Genomic DNA, 19,767 nt, shown 5'->3' on the forward strand with positions numbered 1-19,767 from the left:
CAGTCCGTTGGGCTGCTTTGCCGACTTGAAGGAACTGCGAACCCGGAGGGAGGTTCCCTCCGTTATAACAACTGGCGTTGTGTTGTCGCGTAGCGAACGCACCACCTGAAATTGCGGTGCGTTATGAACGTTAGTTCTAACGCACCCTTGTATCTTGAGAGAAGATGTTCAAGCCAGCATATCGATAAATTGTATCGTGCTGAGTATGACACTTAATAGGTAGTATCAGAATAGAAAAGCTGGATAAATTTCAACTGTTCAAATTTATTGATGAACTGCAAGCACGGATGGAAGAATCACATCAGAAGAAGTTATCGAACTTGAATAAATTGGAGAACTAGATAGGATTTTTACCCATATAAATGCGATGCTGTTAACTCAACCCTCCCATGAAGATCCAAATGATTGTGTCCACCTAAATTAGTATGCTCACTGAGAACAGTGTCAGAGATTAGTAACAAAGGACAAATGACTATTGACTAACCTGACACTGATCACACAAACCGAAAAATTCTAAAGTGTGGTAGAAAATTTTAAATTTGTGGCTTACTTGTAGTTGGTCTTCCAGGTCGTGGACTGGACATTGGTTAATGGGAATTGACGTACCACATTGCAGACAGGTGAGATGGTGTTTGTCTTGCTGCACTAGGCTATAGAGGGCTTCACCGTTAGCTAAAGTCCGCACTTGCACCAAACCTTCAAGTTTTAACGCTTCCAAGGAACGGTAAACTGTGGCTAAACCCATATTTTGATTGCGATTACGCAATTCAATATAAATATCTTGGGCAGAAATGCCTTGTTTGACGCTTTTAAGTAGGTTTAAAATCCGCTCTTGACTGCGGGTGTGTATGGCTCTCATAAGTAGTTTTGGATATTCGCCACTGTAGTGGAAGCTGTTATACTGGCTATCTGATAAATTAACTTTAACTGTTTCACAATCTTATTTTCACTCAGTTGGAACAGAAAGTTATAGTATAGCGATCGCAGCATTCAGCAAAAAAACTGTGCAACGGAAGTATTTAGCCAAAATTCATGTAACGCTTCGTCCTTCAGTCCTAGACCCTGCTGGTGTGGCTGTACAATCTGGTCTCAAGCAGATGGGATACGAAACAGTGGAAAACGTGCGGATTGGTAAGTACATAGAACTTACCATCATCTCTCAGGATGAGACTAAAGCACGGAGAGACTTAGATAACATTTGTGACCAAATGTTAGCCAATCCTGTAATTGAGAACTATCGATTTGACTTGATTGAGGTCGAAACGCAGACGGGAGTGTTTTAGAAGTCAAAAGGTAAAAGGTAAAAGTAAAAAGGACTAAATTTTCTGCCTTTTTACTTTTGACTTTTTACTTGCAGATGACAAATGATCAATGACCAATGACACATAACAAATGACAAAATTCGGCGTTATTGTTTTTCCAGGGTCTAATTGCGATCGCGATGTTGCTTATGTCACCAGGGACTTGTTAGGTCAACCAACGCGCATGGTTTGGCATCAAGACACCGACATAGCTGATTTGGATGTAATTATCATCCCAGGCGGCTTTAGTTATGGTGATTACCTACGTTGTGGTGCGATCGCTCGATTTTCGCCTGTGATGCAGCAGGTGATTGAACACGCGCAAAAGGGTAAGTTTGTTCTCGGTATTTGTAACGGGTTTCAGGTATTAACTGAAGCCAAGCTGTTACCTGGGGCATTAACGAGAAATCGAGATTTGCATTTTATTTGCGATCGCGTCCCGTTAAAAGTCGAAAATACAAATATTCCTTGGACACAAGCTTACACCAGTAAACAAACCATCACTCTACCCATTGCCCACGGAGAAGGGCGCTTTTATGCTGATAGAGCCACTTTATCGGCAATAGAAGACAATGGTCAGGTAGTGTTCCGCTATGCTGGAGGCAACCCCAATGGTTCACTGAACAGTATTGCAGGAATTTGTAATCGCCAAGGCAATGTCTTGGGGATGATGCCACACCCAGAAAGGGCATCGGATAAGATGTTAGGTGATAGTGATGGGTTAAGTTTATTTCAAGGATTGTTGGAAAAAGTCGCTGCTGTAGTGTAGGGTTGACTTTTTTGGGAATTGTAGCAAGTTGTTGTGGAGACGTTGTATACAAAGTCTCTCTTCTCATTCATAGAATTGGTATCAGCAAATAGCCCTCAGACTAAAGTCTGGGGCTATACAAACGAAACCCGCCTGCGCGGGTTTAAAATCCTCGATTTTACGTTCGTCCGCGTAGGTGTTCACTCTCGCTTGTCGAAGTGCGGACTTTGTTTTTATAGCCACAAATTCTATTCGTCGGGGCTAGGTGCTTTCCTATTCCCTATTCCTTACTCCCTTTTTGTATCAACGCACATAGAATTTATCTAATATTTTTGGCAAAATCTAAAATCTCTGTGGCAACTGACAGAGTATTCGCAGGATTCTCTAATGTATATTCCTGACTCGCTGCAATTATTTATTAGGTGGATACAAGCATTTGATATTCGTGTTTTACAAACTGAAGAAGATGTCGAAAAAAAGTTTATTTTGCCAATGTTTCAATATTTGGGTTATCCAGATTCATATCGGCAGAGTAAGTATAGTTTAACCAATAAAAATTCAGAGAACCCAGCCAAAAAACTCAAAAATTCTCAAATTTATTTTGCTACTGATGATGTAATTCGGCAAAATTCCGACACATCATTAATAATTATTATCTATTTAGCACCAAATACACAATATTTTTCTGAAGCTATTACCCAAGCTAAATTTTATAGCACTTATCTCAAACCTATATTTTTCATCATTACTAATGGATATATTCTCAAAGTATTCAAATATTTTCCTTATCATCGAGAAGAGTTGATATTTGATGGGATAATTGATACATTGAGAAATAGTCAAGTTGCTGAAAATCTTTATTATCAGCTTAATTTCGATTTAGTTAGAAAAATTCCTAAAACTACAGTCAATAATTTTAAATCTCCTGAATTTAGCAACATAGAAAAATATTTAAGACGACATCAAGAATTTAGTCATATTTTAGAAAAGGCTGAGTTTGAACCTGGTTTATTAAAAAAAGGTAGTCACTTAACTGTTGTTAAGCCAAAAGTGCTGATAGAGTGCAATTTACCACAAGCTTTTGGCAAGGGTGATTGTGTAATTCAATTTAGTAGCGTAATGCTGAGAGGTTTAAAAATTTCCCTCAACCATCAGCAAATTTTAGGTCAATTAATGACAGGACTCTGCACTAAGCCTGAATGGGGTTGTCGTCATTTTTTAAAACAAATAGATGCAGATACGTTTGAGGCTTATTTAGGACAAACAACAGTCATTGTATCTGAATTAGAAGCGGCAGATTTATGTTTATGTGTGGATGTTGTTTGTCAGACATATCAAAATAAAATTATTGAATTTGAAAATTATTTAGAAACCTGGGATTTTAAATTTGTCGAATTTCCCGATGTTAGAGGCTTTCATCTATTTTCTGTGGATGTAAAACTCTGGAAAATTATGCACAATTTTATTAAAAAATTTAATTACGCTCAAGGTAAGTCAGAATGGCATGTATTTGACCAAGATCATACCTCTATTCGCATCAGTCGGGGAATTAGGGATCATGCTTTTATTGTGCCACGTTTCAGTAATGCTTACTCGGCGTTATCTAATAATCAAGTTGATATATTGTACGAAATAAACGATAGTCACATCGCCACATTAGAAAGCAGTAACCTTAATTCTTGGCAAGAAGATATCGGGATAAGAGGTACATGGACAGCTAAGTATACAAAAACTTGGTTAATCGAAAAATATATTCCGCAAGTGGTGAGTTATCACTCGCAAAAGTTTCAAGTTTTAGAATTTGACTTAGAGAAAAATATCTTAAATTACCCCAGTCAACATACAGCATTTAAAGAAATAAATGATGTTAAAGATTTTCTGCCTTATCTGCGAGATATCCAAGTATGGTTAAAGGCATATATTGTAAATATTGCCACTGGTTGTTTACAGCAATATTATCAAGTATTCACCGATTTAGTGAGGAATACCGATGCTGCGATCGCAGGTTTGGATTATATCACAATGAACTTACAAAAAATCATCTGGAAACATCCCTCAGCCGAGATATCCAGACAAGAAATTTGGAATTTTAAAGATGTTATTTATTGTTTAGATAACCAAGTTGCCAAGATAAATAATTGCAAATATATCCCTAGTTGTGAAGCAGATTTAATTACCAGAGTGTTGATTTGGATTATCGAAAATGGCAAAATTAATCATTCGCAAGGGCAATTAAATGTAGCCAAACAAGCATTATTACCACTATGGGAACAATGTCGCTTTGAAATGCGCCATATCTATCCTTATCGCACACGCATCAACTCCGGTGGTAAATAAGTTGTAGAGATTTAGGGGTGTCAGGGTTTTGAAATAAAATTCCCTTTCCCTTGTCTACCTTGTCTACCTTGTCCCCCTTGTCTCCCTCGTCCCCTCATCTCATCAAAAGCCTACCTTATTTGCTCGATAATAGCCTGAGCGATCGCCTCATTTCCATCCTTGGCAATTTTTTGGCTTTGTTGTGGTGGTTGGGGTAATTCATGGAGGAAATTCCAATCACCTGTAAAAAATTCTGCGGGGGTGACAATTTGATGATGGTTGTAATTAGTAATTCCCTTTAAAAGATAACTGGCTTCGGCAAAATCATCACGGGGAATCGTCACCAAAGGAACTTCTAAGCGTGTCGCCTCGGAAAAAGTACCATAACCCGGTTTAGAAACTACCCGTCCACAAATTGGCATAAAATCTACAGGGCGATATTTATTATCATGAATTTTGACTAAATTTGGTAAATCCGGTGCAGATTTGTCAAAGGTGATAAATTGCCAATCTGGGAAATTTTGCAAATTTTCGTAAGGTATTTGTTGTAAACCTAAGCCGCCAAAGGTGAGTAAAATAGTTTTATCTTGTGGTGCAGTTATGTCCCAGTTAGCGCGTAATTCATCAGCAGAATAGCGGGGTGAACCACCTGTTAAACCCACATTGGTGATATTTTCAAAAGCCGACATTGATTCATGAAATGGTAAACGAAATAAGCGATCGCACTTAGAATAACACTCACTAATCCAATCTGCGATCGCGACAAATTCACCACCCCAATCTCTGTAGATCAAATCCCAACCGAAGTTACTCATCATCCAACAAGGAATATTTGCGGCTTTGGCAAATAAAGGCGCAAGAAAAGGAATATCAGCCAAAATTAAATCAACCCGATTCTGTCTAATAAAATTAACTTCCGATGCAATTAAAGAATTTTGCTGCTTTTTAATTTCTAATAATTTTGCTAAAGTTGCGTCTTTATCCATTGTCAAACTATCAGCTTGTATAACACCCAAATCAAAAGCGCGGGGACGATGGATAAAATCACCTTCTATATATGACTCCAGCAGCCAACGCGGTGCAGTCGTCACCATAATTAAAAGTACATCAGGACACAACTTTTGAATAGTTGCCGCTACCGATGCCGTGCGAGTAGCATGACCAAAACCATGATTAGTGATAGCTACGTATAAGATAGGACGTTTCATAGAAAAGTATGAAGTGTGAAGTATGAAGTATGAGATATTAATTATTTAGTCGTTTGTTTGACTATTGACTAAACTTATCTATTTGTTCGACTAACTCATCCATTTCTGACTCTAAAGTAAAGTAGTGAACGGTGGCGCGAACACAATCAGGTTTAGCAATTGTGCGGGTGAATATCTTGTTATTTTCCAAAAACTGCACTAATTTGAAACTAGTTTGAGAATCATGCTGCACAAATTGAAAGGAAACTAAACCGCTTTCCGGCGCGGAAGTTCGCAGACATTTAATTTGCGGTAAGGCGGATAATTTACGCCAGAGATATTCACTGTTGCGGCAAATTTGTTGATAACGTTCCTCGGCTGTACCCCATTGTTGATGCAGGGCGATCGCCTCTACCAATCCCGCATAAAATGAATAAGCCGATGTCCCGACTTCATATCTCCGGCCATCACGAAACAAATCTATCGGCTGTCCTTGACTATCTTTAATCACACCACGCCAACCAATAAATGTCGGCGCAAGTTTTTCTAAGGCTTCTGGTTTGACATATAACCCACCCACCCCAGCAGGGCCACACCACCATTTATGCCCAGTAAACGCATAAAAATCTGCCCCCAACTGAGTTAAATTTAACGGTAATAAACCCACAGATTGGGCAGCATCTACTAATATTAAAGAATGGTTATCTCTGCATACTTCTATAATTCTGTCAAGGGGTAAAACTTGACCAGTATTCCAAAGGACGTGGCTGAGAATTACTAAGCGGGTATTGGGGCGTAAATTTTGGGCAATAACCGCCACAGGATCACCATCATTTAAAGTTGCCATTAACGGACAGGTGGTAACTTCTACATGAAACCGTCGCCCAATTTCTTTAGCTGCGGCAATTACCCCTTGATGTTCACAGTCCGACAATAATAGATGGTCGCCTGGATGCCAATCAATACCCCACAAAGGAATATTACAGCCCACAGTCACATTTTCTGTCAGGGTGATAGTTTCTGGGGGGGCGTTGAGTTCCGTGGCGATCGCTTGTTTGATAGTTTGGATATAAGAACCTATCCAGCGTCCAACTTCATTACCAAAAGGGCCTAGCTGCTGAATATGAGTTTCAGTTTGAATTATGGCTTCAATTGCCTGTTTGGGTAACGGCCCTTGTCCACCGTAGTTAAAATAAAGCTTATTAGCTAAAGCAGGAAATTGCTCTCGATGGTGATGCAAGTCGGTTTGGATAGCAGAAACACTAGTCATGTGTCGAATCTCAATATTTTTACTCTCAACCCTGGGTTTAGGGAACAGTGACAAGTAAACAGAATAATTTCTGTAACCTGTAACCTTGATCTCAACCCCAAAAAGCCACAATTATTGTTAGCTTAAATGAATGTTGATTAATGCTGAACATTTACTACAATACCAACGCTGTAAACGCCGACCAATTTTAGATATTAATGCTGACAAAAGCCTGAGAGATGCACCGAATGACTTGTTGTCTAAATTGCAACAAGACAAAGTTATCTATCATCAAGGGATTTTGGCAGGGTTTGACTATGAAAAACCGCAATATCCCCAAGGAAATCGGGAAGCAGCCCAAGCCGCCACATTAGAATTAATGCAGCGTGGTGTTGAGTATATTTACCAGGGAGTACTGTTAAGCAATTATCAAGACTGGGTAGAAACCGCCAGCGAAAACTATACACTCCTCAGCCGTCCAGATTTACTGGTAAAACAGTCAGGAGAGTCTTGCTTTGGTGATTGGATGTATGTTCCTGCGAATATGGAACTCGGTAAACGTCCCAAACAAGAATATCAAGTTGTGTCAGCATTTCACGCCCAAGCCTTAGCCACAATTCAGGGAGTCACCCCTGATAAAGCTTGGTTAATCTTACGTACCAAAGACATTAGCTATCCCGTAGATTTGGCGAAATGGACACCCCAGATGTTGCAAATTCTAGAGGAGTTCATTGCAGCAATCAAATCACCAGAACCTCCAGAGATGTTTATTTCACGGCAAAAGTGTAATCTTTGCCACTGGCATAGTCAATGTTATGCGATCGCCCAAGCACAAAAACATCTTTCTCTATTACCAGGAGTCACACCCGTCCGCTACGCCCAACTCCAAACCCTTTCCCTCACCACCCTAGAATCTTTAGCGAATACAAATCCCACTATCTTAGAAGACTTACCAGGGTTTGATAGTGTAGTAGCAACCAAGTTAACTATTCAAGCCCAAGCTGTTATTGAGCAACGTCCGTTAATTTTACCAACTTCCTTACCGCCAGCAGAACTGACCTTTACTGCTCCTGTAGAACTGTATTTTGATATTGAAGCCCAGCCAGATTTAGATTTAGATTATCTTTTAGGTGTTTTAGTTGTTGATAGACAAAATAATACACAACAATTTCATTCTTTTTTAGCGGAAAATCCAGAAGATGAAGAATTAGTTTGGCGACAATTTATTAACTTAGTTTGGCAATATCCCGACGCACCAATTTATCATTTTTGTGTTTACGAATTTGACACAGTGAAAAGATTAGCCAAGCTATACCACACACCAAAATCTTTAGTTAATCCTGTTTTAAATAGATTTGTAGATGTCTACGAACAATTAATTCAAAGTGTGGCCTTACCTGTAGAAAGTTATGCCCTAAAAGTAATTGCGCGATGGTTAGGCTTTGAGTGGCGCGATAAAGAAGCCAGTGGCGCTAAATGTATCTACTGGTATGATCAATGGTTAGCAACAGGCGATCGCTCTTTCTTGGAAATCATCCAACGCTACAACGAAGACGACTGTCACGCAACTCGCAGTGTCAAAGATTGGCTAGTAAATTTTTTTCAAGATGAAATAGTTGTGAACCCACTCATCCTTTAATGGTTGTGGTTTTGTCTGCTTTTGGTCGAATGTTAATATCAAGCTTTGCTGGTCATATAAATGGGGTTTGATGTGGCAAATAAAGCAATCTGGAGGCGATCGCGCAAATTCAAACGACTCAAGATATTGGTAATATGGTTTTTGACCGTTTTTTCAGAAATAAACAGCACCTCTGCAATTTCACGATTATTCGCTCCTTTGCCAATCAAGCGCACAATTTCCTGTTCGCGGCGAGTGAGTTTTTTCCACTCGACATCTGGATTAATCCCAGGATCGGGTATACGCTGAATTAACTTTCGTCCTACGCCCGGCCCTAATTGGGTATAGCCTTTGTGAACTGCCTGGATTGCCAGAGACAATTCTTCTACAGGGGTATTTTTTAACAGATAACCTGCTGCTCCATACCGCATTGCCTGAGCAATATTCTCATCATCATCATCAATGCTAAGTACTAAAATTTTTATCTCTGGAAATTGTTGGTAAATCACTCTGGTAGCTTCAACGCCTCCCATTCCTGGCATGACAATATCCATGAGAATCACGTCTGGTTTCAGAATTTCCATCTGAGCGATCGCCACTTCTGCGCTTTCCGCTTCCCCCACTAATTCCAGTTGGGGATCTTCGACCAGCAATAAGGACAACGCCCGACGGATTAGGGTTTGGTCATCAACAATCAGCACACGAATGGGCGGCATGGGTTAAGAAGAATGACTGAAAAAATAAACCGGACAATATACCTGGATTTGAAAGCTATAAGCTAATCGTCATTTAAACTGCACGCTTAATAGCTTACTAATTTCAATTCGGATGATTCCCTTAACCCTAACCTTTTCTTCCTCCAGTCGCAAGATTCTGCTGTCCTATTTGTTACTAGGACTTTAGACCTAGTTGAAATGGGGACGGATGTCTCATGTTTTCTGTATCTAGTTTCTTTAGGATGAACTCATTGAATGGAGTAAATCAAATGAGTACTGTCCTGGTTGTCGAAGATAGCTACACTCAACGTCATCTCTTAGAAGAATTACTGAAAGCAAATGCCTTTGATGTTAAGACTGCCTGTGATGGCATAGAAGCTCTGGAGCAAATTCAATGTGATCGCCCAGATATTATCATTCTTGATATAGTTATGCCTCGGTTAAATGGTTATGAAGTCTGCCGCAAAATCAAACGTAATCCTGAAACTCAGGCAGTGCCTGTCATCTTCTGTTCCTCCAATGCCGGTATGTCTGATCACTACTGGGGGCTAAAGATGGGTGCGATCGCCTACATCAGCAAACCGTTTCAACCCCAGGAACTGATCCAAACCATCAACCAAGTACTCAATCCTAATTAGTCTCACCAAAGTTTTTACTCAGTCCCACTTGTTATGTTAATAAAATCACCTGCTCGTTTACTATGGGTGAATTAAATGGCTATCTGCGATCGCCTACTCTTGTAAGGTCATCAACATGAAAATAGTTAAAAAAGTTTGGCAATTACCCAAAATTATTTATTTAGGAATTGGGATTTTAGTTGTCACAATTTTAATGATTTATTCTTCCTCAAATACTGTTGAAATCAGCAGTATAGACTTCATCGGAGAGGCAATATTACCCAAAGGATTATCTTTTCAAAAAACTGAAGTCGGTGGTTTATCAGGCATTACCTACGATGCCAAAAATGACCTTTATTATGCTATTTCCGACGATAGAGGGCAAAAAGCCCCCGCACGTTTCTATACTTTTAAAATCGATTTGAGCAAAGGTTTGCTAGAAAATAGTGATGTTGTGCCTGTGGGCGTAACAATGCTCTTAAATGAAGATGGAAAAAACTTTCTCCCTGGAACCACCGACACAGAAGGAATTGCTTTAACTAATCAAGATACTGTTTTTATCTCCTCTGAAGGAGATAGAGAAAAATTAATTAATCCTTTTATCAAAGAGTTTTCCTTAGCTTCTGGGAAAAGTATGACCACACTCAAGATACCGAGAAAATTCTTACCAGATAAACAAGCTAAAATGGGCATTCGCAATAATTTAGCTTTTGAAAGTCTGACTATTACCCCCAATCATCAGCATTTATTCACCGCAACTGAAAATGCCTTAATTCAAGATGGTTCAGTGGCAAAGCCAAATGTTGGTACACCTTGCCGGATTTTACAATATAATCTCTTCACCCAGCAGCCAGAAAGTGAATTTTTGTACCAAACTGAACCAGTCGCACCATTACTAGATATAACTGGTAAGTTTGCCAGCGGTTTACCAGATTTACTCGCCTTAGATAATCAAGGACACTTTTTAAGTTTAGAAAGGTCGTTTACGGGGTTAGGATTTGCGATTTTTTTATTTCAAGTTTCCTCAGCAGATGCTGATGATATTCGCAATATTGACAGCCTTTTCCGCACCTCCAGAAATATTCATCCAGTAAAGAAAAAACTTTTGTTCGATTTGCGAACCCTAGACGTAGCCCTAGATAATCTGGAAGGGTTAACACTCGGCCCTTGGCTACCTAATGGACAGCGTTCATTAATTCTAGTCAGCGATAATAATTTTAATTCTCTACAGCGTACTCAGTTTTTAGCTTTTCAACTTAAAATCGAACCACCTATTATTAGATGGTTCCGGAGGATGCTAGGTTTTTTCAGTTGGTAGATTATCTGGAAATGTGCTTTCAGCCTCTCTAAGAACTACTTTGAGTGAGCATAAATTTTAACCGTGGATTTACTGTTATCCGAGGCTTGATATCTTCCGGCTATTCTTGGTTTCAGTGGATTTTCTCATTTATTTTCTTAATGAATATGTTACATAATGTTTAAGCAATTTTGCAGAACAATCAATTAGTGTTTTATTAAACCTTTATTCCCTCTTAAAGTGAGTTTTATAACTTATAATTGATTCTCTAAATTAAGTAAACTTATTAATGGTTACAATAAAAGCTTGAGCAATATTGATTTTCAAATTTTATAGCGTGACATTTCCAAATATGGTAGTGCCTAAAACCGACATAGATATTTATATTGGAAAGTTTTTAAATAATCGCTATTTAATAAAAGATTTGATTGGCAAAGGCGGGATGGGAAGGGTTTATTTAGCAGAAGATGCAGCGAAAGGAGGCATTTTAGTAGCTGTCAAAATTTTAATGCTAAGTTTGGGAAACCAGCAAATATCGCAACGCTTTGCTAGAGAGATTTTTATTGGCGCTCAGTTAGGTCGTAAAAGCAAAAATATTGTTCAGGTATTAAGCTATGGCATGACAGATGATAAAACGCCATTTTATGTCATGGAATATCTTCAAGGTAAAAATCTCAAGCAGATTTTGAAGGTACAACCATTAAACCTGGTAAAATTTATCGATATTTGTCAGCAAATTTGCTTAGGCTTACAGTGCGCCCATCAAGGTATTAGTTTAAAAGGGGAAATTTATCCGATTGTGCATCGAGATATTAAGCCAGAAAATATCTTTATTATTGATGATGCACAACAAGGTGAAGTTGTAAAAATCCTTGATTTTGGCATTGCTAAATTTTTAACAGAACGCAGCGGTATGACGCTGACTGATTCTTTTATTGGGAGTTTACCTTATTGTTCTCCAGAACACATGGAAGGACGAAAACTCTTAGATGTACGCTCTGATATTTACAGTTTGGGTGTATTAATGTTTGAAATGTTGACAGGAAAACACCCATTTAAAACAGACAGTAACACTTTTGGGAGTTGGTATCAGGCTCATCGTTTCCAAACTCCACCAACACCAGAAGAAATTAACCCTGATGTCAAAATACCCCAAGCATTAAAAAAATTATTATTAACTTGTCTTGCCAAAGAAGTTACTGAACGTCCACAAACTATTAGTCAAATTTTAGTTGTTCTAGAGAAAATTAAGCGCCAGGTAGCAAGAGATGCAGCTCTAGAAATTGATAGTAATAACTTGGAACCTACGGCTAACTTAGTTCCTGTAACTTCAATATCAGAAAAAGAATGTTTACAAAAAATATGGCCAAAAAATAAGCCTATTGCTTCAATTGGTTTTCCTCATTTACTACATACTACCCAAGGTGTTATTCCTACTTTTTGGGCAATGTTACCCAAACAAGAAATAATTAATTTTTGTGATAAATATCACAGTACAGAATTTATCGACAAAATGAATTTATACCCAATGCTGTTATGGGTGACAGTGTTATACAATGCTCAATACTCTCTGACAAAATGGCTCTCTTATTTCTTAGATTTAAAAGATAAGAGAGGTCAAAGAATTGCTCAACTATTAGCAGATAGAGGCTACTACCACTTACTCTTTTTCGCATTGGAAGAACCAACTAAATGTGCTAATGTGATGACCCTAACTCTGACAGCCAAACAAAGACAACAACTGACAGATTGGTTAGAAATAGAGCAAAAATATAATGAAGCGATCGCATCGGAACAAGCTAAAACTATTTTAAAAGCAGAGTACCAAAAGTTAAAATCAGAAATTTTACAAAAACTAGTAGAAAGACAACAAATTGCCAAACTGGGTTTTAGAGCTTGGCTGTCTCAAATTTTTGATAAAATTCGCCAAATTTTGGCATTGCCTTAATAAAATATGAAATAAATTTTAATTATTTAATTGCGGTAATATTTAGAGGTTGTAAAAGTGAATCATAGTGCATTCATCTCTCCACGGGTTACAGGATTGCTGGCCAATCGCTATCAGCTGAAACAGTTGATTGGTAGTGGTGGTATGGGTGAAGTTTTTTTAGCCGATGATATTTTACTAGGGGGAACACCTGTTGCAGTCAAATTTTTAACTCAAAAATTTTGTAGTGAAAAAATGCACCAAGACTTTGCGCGAGAAGCAATGTTAAGTGCTGCTTTAAGTCAAAAAAGTCTTCATATTGTGCGGGCTTATGATTATGGAGTAAGTGCCGAAGGTAAGCCATTTTATGTTATGGAATATCTCAATGGTAAAAGCTTAAAAGATTTAATACCGATACCATTACCTAAGTTTTTAATTTTGATACGTCAGATTTGTTTAGGCTTACAATGCGCCCACCAAGGAATTAATATTGATGGCAAAGTTTATGCCTTAGTGCATCGAGATGTTAAACCAGCAAATATCTTGGTTTTACCAGATCCAATTTTAGGAAAATTAGTAAAAATCCTCGATTTTGGTATTGCTAAATTTATTAATTATACAAACACAGTTCATACTAACAGAGGGTTTAACGGTACTTTACCCTATTGTTCTCCTGAACAATTAGAAGGTGTAGAAATTGATGGTCGTTCCGATATTTATAGCTTGGGTGTGATGATGTATGAAATGCTGACTGGGTCTAAACCTTGGCAGCCAGAAACAGATTTATTTGGTGCTTGGTATAAAGCCCATAACTTTGAAGCACCACAAGCGATCGCCTCTGTTAGTCCCGACCTCACATTACCCCCACAACTCAACAATTTAATCATGGCTTGCTTGGAAAAAAAACCAGGCGATCGCCCGCAAAATATGGCAGAAATTTTGCAAGTCTTAGACAGTCTAGAAAAATCAAGCTGTCAGAGTTTACCCACACCTTTAACTTCCACATACAATCCTCATTTAAAGGTTGGTGTTGATTTACCTCCAACTCTGAAAACCAACTTTGCTAAACTTGTCTGGCCATCCAATAAACCCATTCAAGAAATTGTCTTTCCCCAACTTTTCCCCACACCCCAAGGGAATTTACCAGCTTTGTGGCTGATGTTACCTAGACAAGAAATCAAAAAACGGATTCTGTGTCAGCGTTATAACCATTTTGTATTTATCACAACGCCACACCCGATGCTGCTGTGGATTACGTTGCTTTACGATTCCGAACTCGGCCCGAAATGGCTACCTTGCTATTTAGATATGCAGAATTCCCAAAACCAAGAACTGGTTGCAGCTTTGATCGAACATAGGCGCTACTCCTTGATTTGCTTTACCTTAGAACTACCCCACAACTGTGTGACGGTGTTGAACACGCACATTACTAATACCCAGCGCCAAAGATTAACACAGTGGCTCGAACAAAGCAAAATCTTGCCACACTCTGATCAAGTCCAGACGAGTAAGAATCTGCTCAAGCAGCAGTACAAGCAAATCCAATCTCAGATACTAGAACACCTATCCTCTCAATTACAGGTTGCAGCTGCTTCCTCAACTTAAAAATTAAATCAGCAACCCCTTGCTAAAATTATTTTAAACGCTATAATAGTAAATTGTTAAGTGAAAACGCAGCCGCCTCAAAAGCCAACGCAAAAAAAGCACTTGACAAAGCTCAAAAAAAGAGCGATACTGATAAAGTTGCAAATTAAGGGACTGTAGTTCAATTGGTTAGAGCACCGCCCTGTCACGGCGGAAGTTGCGGGTTCGAGCCCCGTCAGTCCCGTTAAAAGCCAAACTTCTGAATGCTGATGTAAAAAATAACTTATCATCAGGAACTTGGCATAACGAAGTAATAATTCTAGAAACCTATACCCCTAGAGCGAAACTTGCTTAGTCGCCGTGTGTTATCAGTGGTGAAACACCACGCTAAATTGAAAATTTAGCAATCAATAAAGCAGTCTAAAATTAGTTGCGGGTCTTTTTCCGCCACTATATATTGATGCTGAATTTTGCTTTAAATTAATCATGCTTTGTGAAAGAGAGAATTAACTGTGACTGTTAGAGTCCGTATTGCACCAAGCCCAACTGGAAATTTACATATTGGTACAGCCAGAACTGCTGTATTTAACTGGTTATTTGCCCACCACCACGGGGGTAAGTTTATTTTACGTATTGAAGACACAGACCTAGAGCGATCGCGTCCCGAATACACCGACAATATATTAGCGGGATTACGCTGGCTGGGACTCAACTGGGACGAAGGCCCGTTTTTCCAATCCCAGCGCCTGGATTTGTACAAAACAGCAGTCAAAAAACTGTTAGATCAAGGATTAGCTTATCGCTGCTACACCACCCCAGAAGAATTAGAGGCGTTGCGTGAAGCTCAAAAAGCTAAAGGTGAAGCACCCCGCTACGATAACCGTCATCGTAACCTCACCCCAGAACAAGAAGCCGCATTCCAAGCCGAGGGACGTAGCTTTGTCATCCGGTTCAAAATCGATGATGACCGCGAAATTGTCTGGAATGACTTGGTACGTGACAAAATGGTGTGGCGCGGGAGTGACCTTGGTGGGGATATGGTCATTGCCCGTGCTTCCGCAGATGGCATTGGTCAACCACTGTACAATTTTGTGGTGGTAGTTGACGACATTGATATGCAAATTACCCATGTCATTCGCGGCGAAGACCACATAGCTAACACCGCCAAGCAAATTCTGTTATATGAAGCTTTAGGTGCAGCAGCCCCGGTATTTGCCCACTCACCCCTGATTTTGAATATGGATGGGCGCAAGTTATCCAAGCGGGATGGTGTGACTTCGATTTCCGACTTTCAGAAATTGGGTTTCACCGCCGAAGCCTTGGTCAACTACATGACTTTATTGGGTTGGTCGCCACCAGATTCTACTCAAGAAATCTTCACCCTAGAGGGTGCTGCTAAAGAATTTAGCTTTGAGCGGGTGAATAAAGCTGGTGCTAAATTTGACTGGGCAAAACTAGATTGGCTCAACAGTCAATATATCCACAATATGCCAGTGGATAAGCTGACAGATTTGCTAATACCTGTTTGGCAAGAAGCTGGATATAACTTAGAGGCGCGAGAACGTCCTTGGTTAGAACAGTTAGTTGCTTTAATCGGCCCTAGCCTGACTCGTTTGGTGGAAGCTGTAGAGATGAGCAAACTCTTTTTCAGCGATACCGTAGAATTAAGCGAAGAGGGCAGTAAACAACTGCAACAAGAAGGTGCTTCTGCTGTGTTGAGTGCCATACTTGCGGCTTTAGAAAATCAACCCGAATTTACAGAAGCCATTGCCCAAGAAATTATTAAACAGGTAGTGAAACAACAAAACGTCAAGAAAGGCTTAGTGATGCGATCGCTCCGTGTCGCTTTAACCGGCGATGTTCATGGCCCAGACCTGATCCAATCTTGGTTACTGCTGAATCACCTTGGTTTAGATAAGGCAAGGTTGAATCAAGCAATTAGTTTGTAATTCATAATTCGTAATTCGTAATTAAGTCTTTACGAATTACGAATTGATATTTTTCCTGAGATCAAAGAGCGCAAGTTACAGAGAGAGCCTCGCTTCTTGCTCATGATTGACTTTGAATGCCAAAACTAAAATATTACCAAGGTATCTGAAGTAGGAAATTTTGAGAGCGTGATGTCAAAGACAGTCATTTTTTTACCTCCTGCCTCCTGCCTCCTGCCTTCTGCCTCCAAAAAGAATAGTCAATTCCTCTCATCTTGGGAACTTAGAATGTAAAATTCATGTCTTTCTAAGCACTGAGAAACCTGTGTGATCACAATGTCGCAAACATCTTTAAATAGAGGGATACAATTATCTTTGGCAATGTTGGCATTTTGTGTCGCATCCATAACTAATACCATCACTCATGCTCAAGAAGCACCAACAATATTTGGAGATGTGACCCTTAACCATCCATTTTCCCCAGACCCTATAACTGTGCGGGGAATGAGTGGCGGGTCAATTTCGGGAAATAGAGTTGCTGGGAGAAGAGAAACAATTACTGGGCCTTGTGATGGGTTTGTTGATGCAGCACCAGACCATACTTTAGAACTCAAGACTAAATTCGATTATCTTAGACTCCAAGTGCAAAGCCCTCAAGATGTCACCCTGATTGTGAAAGGCCCCGGTGGTACATGGTGTAATGATGATTTTGAGGGTAAAAATCCTGGGATGAGTGGTGAATGGCTACCGGGAAATTATCAAGTTTGGGTCGGTTCATACAATCAAGGTCAGTATTATCCTTATACATTGACCATTACTGAAGTGAAGTAGTCACTAGAGGTTAGGGGTTAGAGGCTAGGGATTAATGTTTTTCTCAGAAATCATCCCAATTCTATGAGAACGTAAAGGCTTTGCCATAAGTCATATAGAAACTGCATTCGATAAAATTCTTGTAGAGACGTTGTATACAACGTCTCTACAACTTTTACTGCTGTGCGATCGCAGCATTAGACTCTAAATATCTACATCTTAAATTTTGCTGTCATCATCCAAGCTGTATTAAAATTAAGTTAAATTTAATTAAGAATCTTTTCAGCGGCACACATTCATGGTGACGTGTGACTAGAAATCAAATTAAACAAAATGGATTAATAAACATCCGTTGCAAAATCTAGTTACCAAGCGAGGCAATATCTTGCGGAAGATGATTCCCTAGATGAGTGCCAAGCTAGAGAGTAGCTAGAAATAATTAATTGTATTGGCAGAGGCAAAATTAAGATGAAATTCTCTTGGAGAGTCCTCGTACTCTGGACATTGCCTGCTTTGGTAATTGGCTTTTTCTTCTGGCAAGGAGCATTTGCGAATGCTCCTGCGGATATGGGTAAGAATGCTGCTAATACCCGCATGACTTACGGGCGTTTTCTAGAATACTTGGATGCCGATCGCGTCACTAGCGTAGATTTGTATGAAGGCGGTAGAACTGCAATTGTCGAAGCTATTGATCCAGATATCGAAAATCGCATTCAGCGGTGGCGGGTAGACCTGCCAATTAGCGCCCCTGAGTTAATTAGCAAGCTTAAAGAAAAACAAATTAGTTTTGATGCACACCCCATGCGTAATGATGGCGCAATTTGGGGATTATTAGGCAATCTTGTTTTCCCAATTTTATTGATCACTGGTTTGTTCTTTTTGTTCCGCCGCTCCAGCAATCTTCCTGGTGGCCCCGGACAAGCAATGAACTTTGGTAAATCGAGAGCGCGTTTTCAAATGGAAGCCAAAACTGGTGTGAAATTTGATGATGTAGCTGGTATTGAAGAAGCCAAAGAAGAATTACAAGAAGTTGTCACCTTCCTGAAACAGCCAGAAAGATTTACTGCTGTTGGCGCACGCATTCCTAAAGGTGTGTTGTTAGTCGGCCCTCCAGGTACAGGTAAAACATTACTGGCAAAAGCGATCGCTGGGGAAGCTGGTGTACCATTCTTCAGCATTTCCGGTTCAGAATTTGTGGAGATGTTCGTCGGTGTGGGTGCTTCTCGCGTCCGCGACTTGTTTAAAAAAGCCAAAGATAACGCTCCCTGTATCATCTTCATCGATGAAATTGACGCTGTAGGTAGACAACGGGGTGCAGGTATCGGTGGCGGTAACGATGAGCGGGAACAAACCCTCAACCAGTTACTGACCGAAATGGACGGTTTTGAAGGTAACACAGGGATTATTATCATCGCTGCTACCAACCGTCCCGACGTATTAGACGCAGCCTTGTTACGTCCCGGACGTTTTGACAGACAAGTAACTGTCGATGCGCCAGATGTCAAAGGACGTTTGGAAATTCTGCAAGTTCATGCACGTAACAAGAAATTAGACCCCACCGTTTCACTAGAAGCAATCTCTCGCCGGACTCCTGGCTTTACTGGTGCAGATTTAGCTAACTTACTTAACGAAGCCGCAATTCTCACCGCCAGAAGACGTAAGGAAGCCATCACCCTGCGCGAAATCGACGATGCAGTTGACCGCGTAGTTGCAGGTATGGAAGGAACTCCGTTGGTAGACAGCAAGAGCAAGCGTTTAATTGCTTACCACGAAATTGGTCACGCTTTGGTTGGTACTTTACTCAAAGACCATGACCCAGTACAAAAAGTAACTTTGATTCCACGGGGACAAGCACAGGGTTTAACTTGGTTTACTCCCAACGAAGAACAAGGTTTAATTTCTCGTTCTCAACTCAAAGCCAGAATTACTGGTGCTTTGGGTGGACGTGCAGCCGAAGAAGTCATTTTTGGTTCGGCGGAAGTGACAACTGGTGCTGGCGGTGACTTACAGCAAGTAACCGGAATGGCGCGTCAAATGGTGACTCGGTTTGGGATGTCTGACTTAGGGCCACTTTCCTTAGAAAGCCAACAAGGAGAAGTGTTCCTCGGTCGTGACTGGACAACCCGATCTGAATATTCCGAAGCGATCGCTTCTCGCATTGATGCTCAAGTACGGGTGATTGTTGAAGAATGCTATGAACACGCTAAGAAAATTATGCGTGAACATCGCACCGTGACAGACCGCATCGTTGATTTACTCGTTGAAAAAGAAACCATCGACGGCGAAGAATTCCGCCAAATCGTTGCTGAATATACTGATGTTCCTGAAAAACAACAGTATGTACCGCAACTGTAATTCCTAAACTATATTTCTAGAAATGGGTGGGGTTTAGAACCTTGCCCATTTTTATTTTAAGTAGGTATTTTCTCCAGAAGGGGGGACAACTGTTTAGCTGGATGTAATCTGACT

At 39.9% G+C, this 19,767-nt stretch carries 15 protein-coding genes and 1 tRNA gene; 12 read left to right on the forward strand and 4 right to left on the reverse strand.

The window, feature by feature from the left end:
* Window positions 1-472: 472 nt before the first annotated feature.
* Window positions 473-859, reverse strand: coding sequence for a Fur family transcriptional regulator (locus H6G75_RS03395; protein WP_190978578.1), 387 nt, complete (start codon window positions 857-859; stop codon window positions 473-475).
* Window positions 860-1,004: 145 nt separating this feature from the next.
* Between H6G75_RS03395 and purS the strand changes: the two genes are divergently transcribed.
* From purS to H6G75_RS03410, 3 genes are all read left to right on the forward strand, one after another.
* On the forward strand, window positions 1,005-1,283 hold the full coding sequence (purS, locus tag H6G75_RS03400; protein ID WP_062297125.1) for a phosphoribosylformylglycinamidine synthase subunit PurS: 279 nt from the start codon (window positions 1,005-1,007) through the stop codon (window positions 1,281-1,283).
* Window positions 1,284-1,392: 109 nt separating this feature from the next.
* Window positions 1,393-2,070 (forward strand): phosphoribosylformylglycinamidine synthase subunit PurQ, encoded by a 678-nt coding sequence (gene purQ, locus H6G75_RS03405; RefSeq protein ID WP_190978579.1) that lies wholly within the window; start codon window positions 1,393-1,395, stop codon window positions 2,068-2,070.
* A 366-nt stretch (window positions 2,071-2,436) separates the two neighbouring features.
* The gene (locus H6G75_RS03410; RefSeq protein WP_190978580.1) at window positions 2,437-4,386 is read left to right on the forward strand and encodes a type I restriction enzyme HsdR N-terminal domain-containing protein; all 1,950 of its coding nucleotides are present in this window, start codon (window positions 2,437-2,439) and stop codon (window positions 4,384-4,386) included.
* 110 nt (window positions 4,387-4,496) lie between these two features.
* Here the strand turns inward: H6G75_RS03410 and H6G75_RS03415 are convergent, their stop codons facing one another.
* Together H6G75_RS03415 and H6G75_RS03420 are read right to left on the reverse strand one after the other, a co-directional pair.
* Window positions 4,497-5,573, reverse strand: a complete 1,077-nt coding sequence (locus H6G75_RS03415; RefSeq protein WP_190978581.1) for a glycosyl transferase — start codon at window positions 5,571-5,573, stop codon at window positions 4,497-4,499.
* Between the two features lie 61 nt (window positions 5,574-5,634).
* Window positions 5,635-6,822 (reverse strand): aminotransferase class V-fold PLP-dependent enzyme, encoded by a 1,188-nt coding sequence (locus H6G75_RS03420; protein WP_190978582.1) that lies wholly within the window; start codon window positions 6,820-6,822, stop codon window positions 5,635-5,637.
* Window positions 6,823-6,952: 130 nt separating this feature from the next.
* Here H6G75_RS03420 and H6G75_RS03425 point away from each other — a divergent pair, with 130 nt between their 5' ends.
* Window positions 6,953-8,440: a TM0106 family RecB-like putative nuclease gene (locus H6G75_RS03425; RefSeq protein WP_190978583.1), complete on the forward strand. Its 1,488-nt coding sequence runs from the start codon at window positions 6,953-6,955 to the stop codon at window positions 8,438-8,440.
* Between the two features lie 38 nt (window positions 8,441-8,478).
* On the opposite strand, the gene H6G75_RS03430 is transcribed toward H6G75_RS03425, so the two are convergent.
* A complete protein-coding gene (locus H6G75_RS03430) occupies window positions 8,479-9,135 on the reverse strand; it encodes a response regulator transcription factor (protein ID WP_190978584.1) in 657 nt (218 codons plus the stop codon).
* Between the two features lie 269 nt (window positions 9,136-9,404).
* Between H6G75_RS03430 and H6G75_RS03435 the strand changes: the two genes are divergently transcribed.
* From H6G75_RS03435 to ftsH2, 8 genes are all read left to right on the forward strand, one after another.
* The gene (locus tag H6G75_RS03435) at window positions 9,405-9,773 is read left to right on the forward strand and encodes a PleD family two-component system response regulator (RefSeq protein ID WP_190978585.1); all 369 of its coding nucleotides are present in this window, start codon (window positions 9,405-9,407) and stop codon (window positions 9,771-9,773) included.
* Between the two features lie 115 nt (window positions 9,774-9,888).
* The gene (locus H6G75_RS03440) at window positions 9,889-11,070 is read left to right on the forward strand and encodes an esterase-like activity of phytase family protein (RefSeq protein WP_190978586.1); all 1,182 of its coding nucleotides are present in this window, start codon (window positions 9,889-9,891) and stop codon (window positions 11,068-11,070) included.
* Between the two features lie 331 nt (window positions 11,071-11,401).
* Entirely contained in the window at window positions 11,402-12,997 is a 1,596-nt protein-coding gene (locus H6G75_RS03445) for a serine/threonine-protein kinase (RefSeq protein WP_190978587.1), read from the forward strand.
* Between the two features lie 57 nt (window positions 12,998-13,054).
* Window positions 13,055-14,581: a protein kinase domain-containing protein gene (locus H6G75_RS03450; protein WP_190978588.1), complete on the forward strand. Its 1,527-nt coding sequence runs from the start codon at window positions 13,055-13,057 to the stop codon at window positions 14,579-14,581.
* A 149-nt stretch (window positions 14,582-14,730) separates the two neighbouring features.
* Window positions 14,731-14,804: transfer RNA gene (locus tag H6G75_RS03455), tRNA-Asp, on the forward strand.
* Between the two features lie 268 nt (window positions 14,805-15,072).
* On the forward strand, window positions 15,073-16,509 hold the full coding sequence (gltX, locus tag H6G75_RS03460; RefSeq protein ID WP_190978589.1) for a glutamate--tRNA ligase: 1,437 nt from the start codon (window positions 15,073-15,075) through the stop codon (window positions 16,507-16,509).
* Between the two features lie 315 nt (window positions 16,510-16,824).
* Window positions 16,825-17,319 (forward strand): hypothetical protein, encoded by a 495-nt coding sequence (locus tag H6G75_RS03465; RefSeq protein ID WP_190978590.1) that lies wholly within the window; start codon window positions 16,825-16,827, stop codon window positions 17,317-17,319.
* 447 nt (window positions 17,320-17,766) lie between these two features.
* Complete coding sequence (gene ftsH2, locus H6G75_RS03470) at window positions 17,767-19,653, forward strand: ATP-dependent zinc metalloprotease FtsH2 (protein WP_190978591.1); 1,887 nt, start codon at window positions 17,767-17,769, stop codon at window positions 19,651-19,653.
* Window positions 19,654-19,767: the final 114 nt, after the last annotated feature.

Source organism: Nostoc sp. FACHB-280, assembly GCF_014697615.1.
Classification (GTDB): domain Bacteria; phylum Cyanobacteriota; class Cyanobacteriia; order Cyanobacteriales; family Nostocaceae; genus Nostoc_B.

Excerpts from the sequence above, each read along its gene's own strand:
- ftsH2 (WP_190978591.1), top strand. The coding sequence starts at position 17,767 with ATGAAATTCTCTTGGAGAGTCCTCGTACTCTGGACATTGCCTGCTTTG.
- H6G75_RS03395 (WP_190978578.1), bottom strand. The coding sequence starts at position 859 with ATGAGAGCCATACACACCCGCAGTCAAGAGCGGATTTTAAACCTACTT.
- H6G75_RS03440 (WP_190978586.1), top strand. The coding sequence starts at position 9,889 with ATGAAAATAGTTAAAAAAGTTTGGCAATTACCCAAAATTATTTATTTA.
- H6G75_RS03465 (WP_190978590.1), top strand. The coding sequence starts at position 16,825 with ATGTCGCAAACATCTTTAAATAGAGGGATACAATTATCTTTGGCAATG.
- H6G75_RS03425 (WP_190978583.1), top strand. The coding sequence starts at position 6,953 with ATGTTGATTAATGCTGAACATTTACTACAATACCAACGCTGTAAACGC.
- H6G75_RS03430 (WP_190978584.1), bottom strand. The coding sequence starts at position 9,135 with ATGCCGCCCATTCGTGTGCTGATTGTTGATGACCAAACCCTAATCCGT.
- H6G75_RS03435 (WP_190978585.1), top strand. The coding sequence starts at position 9,405 with ATGAGTACTGTCCTGGTTGTCGAAGATAGCTACACTCAACGTCATCTC.
- H6G75_RS03420 (WP_190978582.1), bottom strand. The coding sequence starts at position 6,822 with ATGACTAGTGTTTCTGCTATCCAAACCGACTTGCATCACCATCGAGAG.
- H6G75_RS03445 (WP_190978587.1), top strand. The coding sequence starts at position 11,402 with ATGGTAGTGCCTAAAACCGACATAGATATTTATATTGGAAAGTTTTTA.
- H6G75_RS03410 (WP_190978580.1), top strand. The coding sequence starts at position 2,437 with ATGTATATTCCTGACTCGCTGCAATTATTTATTAGGTGGATACAAGCA.
- purQ (WP_190978579.1), top strand. The coding sequence starts at position 1,393 with ATGACAAAATTCGGCGTTATTGTTTTTCCAGGGTCTAATTGCGATCGC.
- H6G75_RS03415 (WP_190978581.1), bottom strand. The coding sequence starts at position 5,573 with ATGAAACGTCCTATCTTATACGTAGCTATCACTAATCATGGTTTTGGT.